14 protein-coding genes are annotated in these 13495 nt (G+C 62.6%); 9 read left to right on the top strand and 5 right to left on the bottom strand.

Annotated features, from left to right (window positions below):
- The first annotated feature begins 14 nt into the window (after positions 1 to 14).
- The 9 genes from K5Q02_RS15655 (at position 15) to K5Q02_RS15615 (ending at position 7922) form a co-directional block, all read left to right on the top strand.
- On the top strand, positions 15 to 998 hold the full coding sequence (locus K5Q02_RS15655; RefSeq protein WP_225832031.1) for an ABC transporter substrate-binding protein: 984 nt from the start codon (positions 15 to 17) through the stop codon (positions 996 to 998).
- A gap of 19 nt (positions 999 to 1017) precedes the next feature.
- Positions 1018 to 2352, top strand: coding sequence for an LLM class flavin-dependent oxidoreductase (locus K5Q02_RS15650; RefSeq protein WP_225832029.1), 1335 nt, complete (start codon positions 1018 to 1020; stop codon positions 2350 to 2352).
- A complete protein-coding gene (locus K5Q02_RS15645) occupies positions 2349 to 3035 on the top strand; it encodes a peroxiredoxin-like family protein (protein ID WP_225832027.1) in 687 nt (228 codons plus the stop codon). Before K5Q02_RS15650 ends, K5Q02_RS15645 begins: the two co-directional genes overlap by 4 nt.
- Positions 3036 to 3149: 114 nt before the next feature.
- The gene (locus tag K5Q02_RS15640; RefSeq protein WP_225832026.1) at positions 3150 to 3326 is read left to right on the top strand and encodes a hypothetical protein; all 177 of its coding nucleotides are present in this window, start codon (positions 3150 to 3152) and stop codon (positions 3324 to 3326) included.
- Positions 3326 to 4660 carry an LLM class flavin-dependent oxidoreductase gene (locus tag K5Q02_RS15635; RefSeq protein WP_225832024.1) on the top strand — a complete coding sequence of 445 codons (1335 nt, stop codon included), beginning with the start codon at positions 3326 to 3328 and terminating at the stop codon, positions 4658 to 4660. Before K5Q02_RS15640 ends, K5Q02_RS15635 begins: the two co-directional genes overlap by 1 nt.
- A gap of 131 nt (positions 4661 to 4791) precedes the next feature.
- Positions 4792 to 5898 carry an LLM class flavin-dependent oxidoreductase gene (locus tag K5Q02_RS15630; protein WP_225832022.1) on the top strand — a complete coding sequence of 369 codons (1107 nt, stop codon included), beginning with the start codon at positions 4792 to 4794 and terminating at the stop codon, positions 5896 to 5898.
- Between the two features lie 15 nt (positions 5899 to 5913).
- Positions 5914 to 7110: an alpha-hydroxy-acid oxidizing protein gene (locus tag K5Q02_RS15625; protein ID WP_225832020.1), complete on the top strand. Its 1197-nt coding sequence runs from the start codon at positions 5914 to 5916 to the stop codon at positions 7108 to 7110.
- Between the two features lie 76 nt (positions 7111 to 7186).
- Positions 7187 to 7342 (top strand): hypothetical protein, encoded by a 156-nt coding sequence (locus K5Q02_RS15620; protein ID WP_225832018.1) that lies wholly within the window; start codon positions 7187 to 7189, stop codon positions 7340 to 7342.
- Positions 7343 to 7412: 70 nt separating this feature from the next.
- Positions 7413 to 7922, top strand: a complete 510-nt coding sequence (locus K5Q02_RS15615; protein ID WP_225832016.1) for a flavin reductase family protein — start codon at positions 7413 to 7415, stop codon at positions 7920 to 7922.
- A 54-nt stretch (positions 7923 to 7976) separates the two neighbouring features.
- Here the strand turns inward: K5Q02_RS15615 and mntP are convergent, their stop codons facing one another.
- The 5 genes from mntP to K5Q02_RS15590 all read right to left on the bottom strand — a co-directional run bounded on the left by mntP (position 7977) and on the right by K5Q02_RS15590 (position 13031).
- Positions 7977 to 8543 carry a manganese efflux pump MntP gene (gene mntP, locus K5Q02_RS15610; RefSeq protein ID WP_225832015.1) on the bottom strand — a complete coding sequence of 189 codons (567 nt, stop codon included), beginning with the start codon at positions 8541 to 8543 and terminating at the stop codon, positions 7977 to 7979.
- 339 nt (positions 8544 to 8882) lie between these two features.
- Entirely contained in the window at positions 8883 to 9839 is a 957-nt protein-coding gene (locus tag K5Q02_RS15605; RefSeq protein WP_225832013.1) for a 2-hydroxyacid dehydrogenase, read from the bottom strand.
- A gap of 46 nt (positions 9840 to 9885) precedes the next feature.
- Complete coding sequence (locus K5Q02_RS15600; protein ID WP_225832011.1) at positions 9886 to 10650, bottom strand: SDR family oxidoreductase; 765 nt, start codon at positions 10648 to 10650, stop codon at positions 9886 to 9888.
- 200 nt (positions 10651 to 10850) lie between these two features.
- Positions 10851 to 11546, bottom strand: a complete 696-nt coding sequence (locus tag K5Q02_RS15595) for a fumarylacetoacetate hydrolase family protein (protein WP_225832009.1) — start codon at positions 11544 to 11546, stop codon at positions 10851 to 10853.
- 138 nt (positions 11547 to 11684) lie between these two features.
- Positions 11685 to 13031: an MFS transporter gene (locus tag K5Q02_RS15590; RefSeq protein WP_225832007.1), complete on the bottom strand. Its 1347-nt coding sequence runs from the start codon at positions 13029 to 13031 to the stop codon at positions 11685 to 11687.
- Positions 13032 to 13495 lie beyond the last annotated feature (464 nt).

Below are 13495 nucleotides of genomic sequence, written 5' to 3'. Positions count from 1 at the left end.
GAAGGAGACACCTCATGTTGATCCGCACCCTGATCGCCAGCCTACTGGGCGCTAGCCTGCTGATGGGCAGCTACGCCAGCGCGGCTGACCTCGAACCGCTGCGCGTCGCCAACCAGAAATCCACCATCAAACTGCTGCTGCAAGCAGCAGGCGAACTCGATGACGTGCCCTATACCATCGACTTCTCGGAGTTTCCCGCTGCTGCTCCGCTCGGCGAAGCGCTGAATGCCGGCGCCGTGGATATCGGCGGCCTGGGCGATGCGCCCTATGTATTCGCCCTGGGCGCCGGCGCCCCGCTGAAGGTGGTGGAAATCATCAAACGTGATGGCCGTTACACCACCTCGATCCTGGTGCCCAAGGACTCACCGCTGAAAACCGTGGCCGACCTCAAGGGCCAGCGCATCGTCACCAATCGCGGCTCCGTCGGCCACTTTCTGGTGATCAAGGCACTGCGTGAAGCCGGCCTGAAAACCTCCGACGTGACCTTCGTCAACCTGCTGCCCACCGATGCCCGTAGTGCCCTGGAAAGCGGCGCCGCTGATGCCTGGTCGACCTGGGATCCCTACACCACCATCGCCATCACCCAGAACGGCGCACGCATCCTGCGCGACAGCGACGAGCTACTGACCAACCACTTCTACCTGGCTGCCACCCAGGACGCCGTCGACGGCAAACGCGTGCAGCTCGAAGACTTCGTCAAGCGCGTGGAACGCGCCTTCCTGTGGGCCAACGACAACCACCAGGCCTACGCAGAAGCCCAGGCTCGGGTGACCGGCTTGCCCGTCGCGGTGCACCTGGAGTCCGTCCAGGCAACCATCCACTCGCGTGCCGAGATCACCGATGAGGTGATCAGCAACCTGCAACAAGTCTCTGACATCTACCTGGAAGAAGGGGTACTGACCCGCGCCGTGGATGTGTCACATGGCTTCGACCCCAGCTTCAACGCCGCCCGCGCCGAACAGCCGGGCAAAGCAGTTGCCCAGGCGCAACCTCAGTAAACCGACAGGAGCATTTTCCATGAGCAAACGACAGATCAAACTTGGCGCGATGATTCACGGCGTCGGCCACGGCTGGGGCGAGTGGCGCCACCCGAACGCGCTGGCCGATGCCAGCGTCAATTTCGGCTTCTACAAGCAGCAGGCACAGCTGGCCGAGGGCGCCAAGTTCGACTTCGCCTTTATCGCCGACAGCCTGCACATTCACGCCAAATCCAGCCCGCACTACCTCAACCGCTTCGAGCCACTGACCGTCCTCTCGGCGCTGGCTGCGGTCACCGAGAACATCGGCCTGGTCGCCACCGTGACGGTGAGCTACACCGAGCCATTCCAGGTCGCTCGCCAGTTCGCCTCGCTGGATCACATCAGCGGTGGGCGTGCCGGCTGGAACGTGGTCACCTCGTGGCTGTCCGGCACCGCCGACAACTTCGGCAAGGCCGAGCACCCGCCGCACGCAACGCGCTACCGCATCGCCCGCGAGCACGTGAACGTGGTCAAGGGGTTGTGGGACTCTTGGGAAGACGATGCCTTCACCCGTGACAAGCAGAGCGGCGAATTCTTCGACCCGCAAAAACTCCACACCCTTAATCACCAGGGCGAGTTCTTCAAGGTCAAGGGCCCGCTGAACATCCAGCGCTCGCGCCAGGGCCAACCGCTGATCTTCCAGGCAGGCACCTCCGAGGATGGCCGCAACTTCGCTGCGCAGAATGCCGATGCGATTTTCGTCAGCCCGGAATCCTTCAGCGAGGCTCGCGCCTACTACGCGGATCTCAAGCAACGCGCTGCCAAGGCAGGCCGCAACCCGGACGAGCTGTTCATCCTGCCGGGCATCCGGCCGATCATCGGCCGCGATGCAGAAGAGGTGGAAAGCCGCTATCAGCAGGCCGTCGAGCTGGTGAGCATCGAAGACGCCATCGTTGCGCTGGGTCGTCCGTTCAACGATTACGACTTCTCCAAGCACGATCTGGACGCGCCTTTTCCCGACCTCGGCGACCTGGGTAGCAACAGCCAGAAAGGCGGCTCCGACCGCATCAAGCAGCAGGCCCGCGAAGAGAACCTGACCCTGCGCGAAGTAGCCCTGCGTTTCTCGAAGCCCAGCCGTGACTTCGTCGGCACGCCCGAGGAAGTGGCCAACGCCCTGCAGGACTGGTTCGAAGACGGCGCCGCCGACGGTTTCATCGTCAACTCGCTGCTGCCAGACGGCCTGGCCTACTTCACCGAGTACGTGGCGCCGCTGCTGCAAGCCCGCGGCCTGCTGCGCCGCGAATACGCAGGCCAGACCCTGCGCGACAACTTCGGCCTGGCCGTACCCACCAACCGCAACACGCTGCAACGCGCTCAAGGAGAAGTGGCATGAGCGAGTCGCTGAACGATTTGCTGGCCGAACTGCACGCCGAGCGCGAACGTACCTGGGCGCCGGAAGCGCTGAAGATCAATATCGAGCAACGCCAGAAACTGGTGGACGAGGCGCGTCACGACGCCTTCATCAAGGTTGGTGACAACCTCACGACCTTCGAGTTGGAGAGCGTCGACGGCAGTACCCTGAGCCTCGAGCAACTGGTCGCCGACGGCCCGGCGGTGCTGGTGTTCTTCCGCTTCGCCGGCTGCCCCGCGTGCAACATCGCCATCCCCTACTACGAACGCAACCTGCAGCCGGCACTGCGCGAACGTGGTGTGCCGTTGCTGGCAGTCAGCCCGCAGGTGCCGGAGCGCTTGGTGGAGATCCGCGACAGACATCGGTTGACCCTGCAGGTCGCCAGCGACCGGGATAACGCCCTGGCCCGGCGCTTCGGCATTCTCTACGAATTCGACGAACCGTCGCGCCAGGCCGCACTCAGCAAGGGCCCGGGTATCGGCGCCGTGACCGGTACCGGCACCTGGGAGCTGCCGCAACCGACCGTGGTGGTGATCGGCAGCGACCGCCGCGTGCACTTCGCCGAGGTCAGCCCGGACTGGCTGGTGCGCAGCGAAGCGCAACCGATCATTGATGCGGTGGATGCCCTGCTGGGCGACAACCAGCAGATCGCCAGAACCGCCTGATATCTCCCCGCCGCCAGGCACTCACCCTGCCGTTGGCGGCTACCCGTTAGCCGCACGCTCGCTTATGAGCCTGCTCGCCTCTGCTACGACGGGTAATGACAAGAGGACAGCCCCATGCCCGCGCTCACCGAAACCCCAATAGTCACCCCGTTGGAGTCCACCGTTGGTGCCGAGATAAGCAGCATCGACCCGCGCAAGCCACGCAACCCGCGACTGTGTGACGAGATCCCCGCGCTGCTGAATTCCCGCCACGGCTACTTCGACCGGGTGCACACGCAGGTGGCCGGTTGATGGTCCGGCAACTGCACCTGGCGCTGTTCGTCAGTCATGCCGGCAGCCACCTCGCGGGCTGGCGACTGCCCGAGGCGGAAGTCGGCAATGCGCTGGATATCCGCTATTACCAGCGCCTGGCCGAACAGGCCGAAGCCGCCAAACTGGACATGCTGTTCGTGGCCGACAAGCTGGCCCTGGACGATATCCATGGCGGCTCCTTCGATGCAGCCGTGACCTGGCGACCGAGCGGTTCGCCCGAACCCCTGGCACTGCTCTCGGCGCTCAGCGTGCTGACCTCACGCATCGGCCTCGGGGCGACGATTTCCACCAGCTATCACCAGCCGTTCCATGTCGCCCGCCAGTTCGCCACGCTGGATCATTTCAGCGGTGGCCGCGCGGCCTGGAATGCGGTGACGTCGGTGAACGACGGCGAGGCCCGCAACTTCGGTCTGGATGAGCATCTCGGCCACGCCGAGCGCTACACCAAGGCCAGCGAATTTCTCGATGTGGTGCGCACCCTCTGGGACACCTGGGAAAACGATGCGCTGCTGGTCGACAAGGCCAGCGGCCGCTATGCCGACGCCAGCAAGCTGCATTACGCCAACCACCAGGGCGACTGGTTCAAGGTACGCGGCCCGCTCAATCTGCCGCCCCCGCCCCAGGGGCACCCGGTGCTGATCCAGGCCGGCGTGTCGCCGGCCTTTCAGTCGCTGGCGGCGCGCAACGCCGAGGTGGTCTTCCCGGTGCAGTCGACGCTGGAAAAGGCCAAGGCGTTCTACCGCGAATTCAAGGAGCAGGTGGTCGCCGCCGGCCGCCAGCCCGATGACGTCAAGGTGCTGCCAGGCCTTTACCCGATCATCGCCGACACCGATGAACAGGCCCACGCCCTGGCCGATGAGCTGGACGAGCAGATTTTGCCGATCGCTGGCCTGGCATTCATGTCGGCGAGCATGAACTACGACTTGGCCCAACACGATCCCAAGGCGCTGGTACCGGATATCCGCGAGCACATCCGCGGCAGCAAGGGGCGTTTCGACGTGGTGATCGGCAACGCCATCGAAGCCGGCTGGACGCTCGAACAGCTGGGCCGCTGGTACGCCTCGAGCCTGGCTTTCGCCAAGTTCATCGGTTCACCACAGACGGTTGCCGAGCAGATCCAGCAATGGTTCGAGCAGGAGGCCGCCGACGGTTTCGTGGTGATGCCGCCCTACATGCCGGGCGGCGCCGAGCGCTTTCTCGATCTGGTGGTGCCGCTGCTGCAGCGGCGTGGAATCTTCCGCACCGAATACCAGGGCAGCACCCTGCGCGAGCACCTGGGACTACGCACGCCGATTAATAAATTTAAAAAATAACATAAGCATATTTTTATACGTTCTTTGCATGTTCAAAAGGCCTTTCCTAGTATCCGTCCATTGCCTTGACGTGCATCCAGAGGCCGCGCCAATGAACGCGGCACCCACCGAATGAACAGGAGTTCCCCGCAATGAGTCTCGAATTTATCGGCCTGATCGGCCCGCAGGAAGGCAGTGAATCGCAAGCGGCCCATGGCCCCGCCGTCGACGTCGAGTTCATCAAGGCATTCGCCCAGGCCCAGGAGTACGGGGGTTTCGACAAGGCGCTGCTGGCGGTCAACACCAGTGCGGCGGATTCGATGATTCTGGCCAGCTATGTCGCCGCTGTGACCGACAAGCTCGGCCTGCTGGTCGCGCACCGCCCAGGCTTCCAGGCGCCGACCTTCGCCGCCCGGCAGTTCGCCACCCTTGACCACCTCAGCCGTGGCCGTGCCTCGATCAACGTGATCACCGGTGGCGACAGCGGTGACCTGCAGCGCGATGGCGACTTCCTCGACAAGGACGCCCGCTATACGCGCACCGAGGAGTATCTGGATATCTTCCGCAAGGTCTGGACGAGCACCGAGCCCTTCGATCATCAGGGCGAGCACTACCGTATCGAAGACAATCTGACCCTGGTCAAGCCGGTTCAGAAGCCCCATGTACCGATCTACTTTTCCGGCGCATCCGACGCTGCGGTGGAAGTCGCCGCCAAGCACGCCGACGTGTACATGATGTGGGGCGAGCCACTGGAGCAGGTTCGTGAACGCATCGCCAAGGTGCGTAAGGCCGCGGCCAAGTACGGCCGCGAAAAGCACATCCGCTTCAGCCTGTCGCTGCGGCCAATCCTCGGTGCCACCGAAGCGGAAGCCTGGGCTCGCGCCGAGCGCATCCTGGCCGATGCCCGTGAACTGATCCATCTGCGCCAGGGCAAGCGCCGCGACAAGAACTTCGGCACCAGCAACTCGGGCTCTTCACGGCTGGTCGAGCTGGCGGGCCAACGCAAGGTGCACGACAAGCGCCTGTGGACCGAAATCGCCGCGCTGAGCGGCGGCGCCGGCAACTCCACCTCGCTGGTGGGCACGCCGGATCAGGTCGCCGATGCCGCGCTGGACTACTACAACGCCGGCATCACCACCTTTCTGTTCCGTGGCTTCGAGCAACTGCGCGACGCGGTGGAGTACGGCCAGGATCTGCTGCCACGCATTCGCGCGCTGGTCGAGCAGCAAGGCAGTGCGAAGAAAATCCAGAACGCCTGAGCAGGAGTCACCACGATGCCGCCAAGCAGACGCGACACCCTGGGGATGCTCACTGGAGGTGCCGCCCTGCTGGCGGCACATTCGGCACTGGGTTCCGAGCACTCGCCACTCAAAGAAAGCCCACGCCGCGTGAAAGACTCATCGACTCCCCGGCAAGCGCCGAAAACCTACAACCTTTTGGAGCTGGAAGCGCTCGCATCAGAGGTCATTCCTCGCCCGGCCTTCGATTACATCGCACGGGGCGCCGGTGACGAGCAGACCTTGCGGGAGAACCGCACGGCATTCTCCCGAGCCTTCCTCGACCAGCGCATCCTGACCGGCAAGACGGTCAAGAGCCTGGAGACGAAAATCCTCGGCAGCCCACTACGTGCGCCTATCGTAGTGTCCGCCATGGCAGCGCACGGTCTGGCACACCCGTCGGCAGAGTCCGGCACGGCAAAAGGCGCCGCTGCTTACGGAACACTGCTGGGTGTCAGCACCGTCTCGACCCAGAACCTCGAACAAGTTGCCTCGGCCAGTCAAGGTGACAAATGGTTCCAGTGCTACCTAACGCGTGACAGCGGCTTCAACCGTGAACTGCTGCAGCGAGCGCATGCTGCGGGTTACAAAGCCATCGTTCTGACTGCAGACGTAACGGTCGGCGGTAACCGCGAGCAAGACAGGCGCAATAACCTGCGCATACCAACCCCCGGCAACTTTCTCGATGCGAGTAATCGACCTCGTAAGATTGAGTTCGCATTCGACAGCAGTATTGGCCTGGACAGCCTTGATTTCGTAAGCAAGCACAGTGGTGGTCTGCCGTTGATCGTCAAAGGTGTGACCACTGCGCTGGATGCGCGAGCGCTGCTGCAACATGGTGTCGATGGCATTCAGGTTTCCAACCACGGCGGCCGCCAGCTGGACGGTTCACCCGGCGCGTTCGACTCATTGCTGCGCGTTGCAGACGAAGTGCAGGGCAAGGTTCCGCTCATCTTCGACAGCGGCATCCGCCGTGGACTCGATGTGTTCAAGGCCATCGCCGCCGGCGCTGATCTGGTCGCAGTCGGTCGTCCCGTGCTCTACGGCCTGGCCCTCAATGGCTCGCAAGGGGTGCAGTGGGTGCTCGAACAGCTCGAGCAGGAACTGCGCATCGTCATGCAACTCTCCGGCGCCGCCACGGTTGCCGACATCCGCACCACGCCTTTGCTGCACAAGCCGTTCTTCGACGCATGAAGCGCTGAGCGACTGCGCCAGCGCTATGCACCGTGGTAACCATCACTCGCGACTGGCATGACCAGGGGACAACAGCATGACTCAACGACAACTGCATTTCGGCGCCATTCTCACGGGCGTCGGCACCAGCCAGCAGGAATGGCTGAACCCGGAGATTCCCGGCAACGCCAGCATCGACAGGGCCTGGCGCGTCGTTAGTCGAGAAGTCTCGTGCGGGCAGCCCACCGATTGACCGCATGCGGGCCCATGACAAACACCCTGCTCTATCGCCCACCACCCAAATCAAGAACACCGAGCCTTACATGACCGTACTCGTTCTGGAAAAACCTCTCATCGACACCGTCGACGCCGTCGATTTCAAGCAAGCCATGCGCAGCACCGCCGCCTCGGTGAACATCATCACCTGCGCTGGCGGCGATGCCGATTACGGGCTTACCGCTACCGCATTCAGCTCGGTGACTGCCGATCCGCCAACCGTGCTGATCGCAGTGAACAGTGGCGCGAGCATCTACCCGCACCTGATCCGCCAGAAACGCTTTTGCGTCAACGTGCTGAATGCCAATGCTGAAGAAGCCGCCAATGATTTCGCCGGCCGTCTGCCGCCCGAACAACGTTTCGGCAAGCACGCCTGGCGTCGCCTGGACAGTGGCAACCCGGCGCTGCTGGCCAGTACCGCCGGCTTCGACTGCCGGATCACCGACTTCCACCATGTCGGCACCCATCTGGTAGCGATTGCCGAGGTGCTGGACTGCTGGCACAGCGATCAGCAGCCACTGCTCTATTCTTCGGGCCGCTACGGCCGCTTCTCCTGAGCGAGGTGAGGCCCGGCGCGGCATTCAGCGACTGGCTGTCCGATTGCAGATTAGTCAGAGCATGGTGTGATCATAGAGAATCGCCGCACCGACCCCGATCAACACCAGGCCGCCGATGATCTCGGCCTTGTGGCCGATAGCGGTGCCGATTACGCGACCGAGCATCACGCCAATGGTGACCATGGTCATGGTTGCCAGGCCAATCGCCAGCGCGGCGATCCAGATGTTGACGTCGACAAATGCCAGGCCGACGCCCACAGCCAGCGCATCGATGCTGGTGGCGAAGGCAGTCACCGCCAGTACCCAGAAGGAATGTGATTTGGCTTTCTCGGACGCCTCTGCCGCATCGGGCTGCAGGCCGGCGTAGATCATGTGCAGGCCGAGCAGCAGGAGCAGCACGAAGGCGATCCAGTGATCCCATTCTTCGACGAAGCCAACCGCAGCCTGGCCGATGAACCAGCCGACCACAGGGGTGATGCCTTCGATGACACCGAAGATCAGTCCGGTGCGCAGGGCATCTATGAATCGGGGCTTGTGCAGACTGGCGCCCTTGCCGATAGCTGCAGCGAAGGCGTCCGTGGACATGGCGAAAGCCAGGAGAATGAGGGAAAAGGGGTTCACGGGTACGTCTCGGTCGGGCTATGAGTCAATGACGGATACACGCGCCCGACCTTAGGCACGTATCTGTCATTGGTCTCACCAACCTCACGGTGTTCGCACCACGGCTTCTGCCGAGAATGTTGATACGAACGCTACCGAGCGAACTCGACAGCAGGCTACTCCCCAAAGAGGCCCGCACTTTACCTAAAAGCACCGACTGAAAAAACCACTTTTTCTGCCGGGAAAAGCCAACTGGCTGCCGCAGTGCTCAACGATTACCGTCAGCGCTAAAACAGGGGCCAGACATACGATCACTGGCCCCAAAGGGCGGCCCTGCGTGAGCCGCCGTCCGCAAAACGATCAACCTGTGACACTACCCGCCGGCTTGCGCCCGGCGAACACGTCCACCAGGCTGGCGACCACCATCTCACCCATGCGCGTACGGGTCTGCACCGTGGCGCTGGCGCGATGGGGTTGCAGTACCACCTGCTCGAGCCCGAACAGCTCGCCAGGCACCTGTGGCTCGTCGGCGAATACGTCGAGGCCGGCACCGGCAATCTGGCCGCTCTGCAGCGCGGCGACCAGGGCCGGCTCATCGACCAGCTTGCCGCGGGCGATATTGATCAGGTAACCCTCGCGGCCCAGGGCGTGCAGCACCTCGGCATTGACGATGGCTTCGCCCTTGTCGGCAGCGGCCGCCAGAATCAGCGCGTCGCTGTCGTTGGCCAGCGTCAGCAGATCCTTCACAAAGGTGTACGGCACGTCACTCATCGCCTGCAGATCGGTGTAACTGATCGGGCAACCGAATGCAGCGGCGCGAGTGGCCACGGCTCGGCCAACACGACCCATGCCGACGATGCCGATACGCATACCGGACATCTGCCGGGCCAGCGGCAACGGCACCAGCGGCGTGGCGCTCATTGCCCACTGCCCGCTGCGCACATAACGGTCACCCGTACTGATGCCACGACACGCGCAAATCAGCAGACCGATGGCCAGATCAGCGACGTCCTCAGTCAATGCCCCGATAGTAGCCGTCACCTGGATACCGCGATCACGGGCGTAGGCCAGATCAATGGCGTCTGTGCCCACGCCATTGACCGCGACCACTTCGAGGTTCGGCAATTGCGCCATCACGGCCTGGCTGATACCGGTGTGTCCGCCGGTGATCACCCCGCGGATATTGGCGCCGTGCTGAGCTAGGTAAGCAGGTTTGTCAGCCTGCTCGTAGTAGCGGCGGATGGTGAACAGCTGGTCGAGCTGGTCGCGTATCTCGGGGATCAGGATGGGGCTGAGCTGCAAGACTTCTGGTTTCATGGGTACCTCATTTATCTGTTGGGGCAGGCCGTCAGGGGCCTGCCGATCAGCCGCGGCCAACGAAGGGCATGTTGGTGGCCATCACGGTCATGTTCAGCACGTTGGCCGAGAGCGGCAGCCCGGCGATATAGCGCACGGCATCGGCGACGTGCTTGACGTCGACCATGGGCTCGACGGCGATCTCGCCATTGGCCTGACGCACGCCCTTGGTCATGCGCACTGACAGTTCGGTCAGGGCGTTGCCGATATCGATCTGGCTGCAGGCGATGCTGAACTCGCGGCCATCGAGTGCCAGGGACTTGGTCAGGCCCAGCACCGCGTGCTTGCTGGTGGTGTAAGCGCTGCTGTAGGGGCGCGGCGTATGTGCCGAGATCGAACCGTTGTTGATGATCCGGCCGCCCTGCGGCGTTTGCTTGCGCATCAGGCGGAAGGCGCCGCGCGCGCAGAGAAAGACGCCATTGAGGTTGGTGTCGATGACGTTGCGCCACTGCTCGACATCCAGTTCGTCGAGCGTCACCGCGGGCGTATTGACGCCAGCGTTGTTGAAGATCACGTCGAGCCGCCCGTAGACCTCCTCCACGGTGGCGAACAGGGCATCGACGCTGGCCGGATCGCGTACGTCGGTAGGCACTGCGATGGCTTCCTGGCCACGCGTACGAGCGGCCTCGGCCAGCGCCTGCAGCGGCTCGGGTCGACGCCCGGCCAGTACCAGCGAAAAACCATCGGCCATCAGCGCCTCGGCAACGGCCTTGCCGATACCGCTGCCTGCGCCGGTTACCAGCGCGACTTTTTTCAGGGTTTCATGGGACATTTGTTGTTCTCCTCGGTGACCTGTTTACGACGTGCAGTCGGCTTGTTTAGCGGCAGCGAAGTGGTGACAGCGGACGTACGTTGTGGGGCTCCAATTGGTGGGCTGAAGCCCACCCTACAGCCGTGCATCCAAGCGTAGGGTGGGCTTTAGCCCACCAAATCGAACGCCCGCTTTAACAATGCAGCCCTTGCTCGAAAATACTAGGGGCGCTCGCCAACACGCATTTCCAATTCGGCAACACCGCCGATACCCGCATTGATCACGTCCCCCGGATTAAGGGCGGCGACACCGTGGGGCGTGCCGGTCATGATCAGATCGCCAGGGCGCAGCGGCACCAGGCGGGACAGCAGGCTGATCACTTCACCGACCGTAAAGATCTGCGCCTCTAGGCTGCTGCGCTGCCGCTCCTGACCGTTGACGCTCAACCACACTGCGCCCTGCTCCGGGTGCCCGGCCTTAGCGACCGGCACCACGGCGCTGATCGGTGCAGCACCTTCGAAGACCTTGGCCATTTCCCAGGCCATGCCCGCGCTCTTGACCCGCATCTGGATATCACGGCGGGTCAGATCGAGACCGGCGGCGTAGCCCCAGACGTGTTCCAGCGCGCTGGCTTCGGTGATGTTCGCGCCGCCCTTACCAATCGCCACCACGAATTCGATTTCATGGCAGAACTCGTCCGTCATTGGCGGGTAGATCACCTCACCCACCGCCTCGACCACGGCGCTGGCCGGCTTCATGAAGAACACCGGTGCGTCGGGTTTCTCGCTGCTGGCGCCCGGCCAGGGATAGTTGCGGCCCACGCAGAACACCCGGCCAACCGGAAAGCGCTGGTCGCTGCCGGCTACCGGCAGATCGACCTGGGGTTCTGGCGTGAAAACATAGGAAGTAGAAGTCATTGTTATTGGATTCCTGTTCAGAGCGTTCAGCCTAAGGCCGTGTGCTCGTTAAAAGTTGGACGAAAGCTGCTTCGTATTGGACAAAACCGGTCAATTCAAAGGCTTGCGTCGCCACGCTGGAGCGCCGACGCATCACCGTCAGCGTGCTTGCAGCTGGATGCGGTACAAACGCCCCAGCAACAGTGAGTAAGACAAAGTGCCCATCAGGGCGACCCCGCCGATAAACCAAAAGGCCATGGCGAAAGAGCCGGTGGATTGCACGATGGCGCCAATCACGATGGGCGTGACGATGCCACCGATATTGGCCGCCAGGCTGGTGACGCCACCGGTCAGGCCGATCAGTTCCTTGGGCGCTACCTCCGAAACCGCCGCCCAGGATGAAGAAGCGATGCCTTGGGCGAAGAACGCCAGGGTGAGAATGGCGATGCACAGCACGTTGGAGTCGGTGAAGTTGACCAGCACGATCGACATGCCGAGCATCGAGCCCACCACCAGCGGCAATTTGCGCGCGAAAGACAGCGAGTAGCCGCGGCGTATCAGCGTGTCGGAGACGATGCCCGCCAGCAGGATGCCCACCGTGGCGCCAATGAACGGCATGACCGCGAATATGCCGACCTTGATGATGGTCAGGTGGCGTTCCTCGATCAGGTAGGTCGGAAACCAGGTCAGGAAGAAATACAGCGCCGAGGTACTGGCGAACTTGCCAATGCAGATCGCCCACACCTGGCGGTAGCGGAACAGCTCAGCAACCTGGCGCCAGTTGAACTTGGTGCGCTGCTGGCTGCTCTTGGCCAGTGCACCGCCCTCCTCGATGTATTTCAGCTCTTCCTTGCTAACCTTCTTGCAGTTCATCGGATCCCGGTACAGGTACAGCCAGATGACCCCGAAGAGAATCCCTGCCGCGCCTGTGGTGTAGAAAATATGCCGCCAGTCATAGGTGGTTGCCAGCCACAGCAGCGCACCGGTGAACAGCGCGGTGCCCAGGTATTGGCCACAGACGTAGATGCTGCTGGCCACTCCCCGCTCACGGGCCGGGAACCAGACCGTCACCGCACGGCTGTTGGCCGGGAATGCCGGCGCCTCCATGGCGCCAACGGCGAGTCGCAGCCCGAACAACGCGCCGAAGTTGCTCACCAGCCCCTGGCACACGGTGACCGCAGACCAACCGATCAGCGATACGCCATAAGTCAGCCGCGAACCGAAACGGTCAGCGATGAACCCGGCCGGCACCAGGGCCAGGGCGTAAGTCCAGGCAAAGGCCGAGAAAATCAGGCCCATCTGCATCTTGTCCAGACCAAGGTCCTCAGCCATGAACGGCGCGGCGATGGAAATGTTCACCCGATCGACGTAGTTGATGATGGTGGCGATCAGCAGCAGCGACAGCATGAACCAGCGCCGACGGGTCGGCAGGCTCTGCGGCACGGCTGCCTCGGCAGTCCTGGTGTGCTCGGCTGTTACAGCCTGGGAGGTAGGGATACTCGACATGGGTGACCTCTTATGATTGGAAGTATCGAGATTTTTCGGGCGAAGACGTCCCTCACCCTCGGTTTGCGGGGTGGGCGTTATCGTTGGGGCTCGGGCGTTACAACGCGGCGTGGCAGACGCCGTGGAGAATCAGCCGGCGCGCTTGAACAGCGTGCGAGGTGATCGACGTGGGGGCGAGTTGGCGGTTGGCAATGAAACGAGGCGAAGAGTCATGGGGCTGCACCTGAGATTGTTTTTGGATGAGATGTTGCTGTGCATGCCCACAAGGTGATCGTACAACCTTTGTAAATCAATATTTCCGTTAGATCGTTTTTTGCGGTGCCCTCCCTCTGCGTTGAACCAGTCCAAAAAATCCTGTTGGCCGACTGGGCGTAAGAAACACAAGAAACCCCTCTGAAAGTACCGTTCCAGAGAGGTTTATCGTTACTTTAAGCAACTCTCATGATTTGGACAGTACGTAACGG

Source organism: Pseudomonas sp. MM211, assembly GCF_020386635.1.
Classification (GTDB): Bacteria; Pseudomonadota; Gammaproteobacteria; order Pseudomonadales; family Pseudomonadaceae; genus Aquipseudomonas.
The sequence above is the reverse complement of the archived record's forward strand: the minus strand, read 5'-3'. Positions and strand labels throughout refer to the sequence as shown.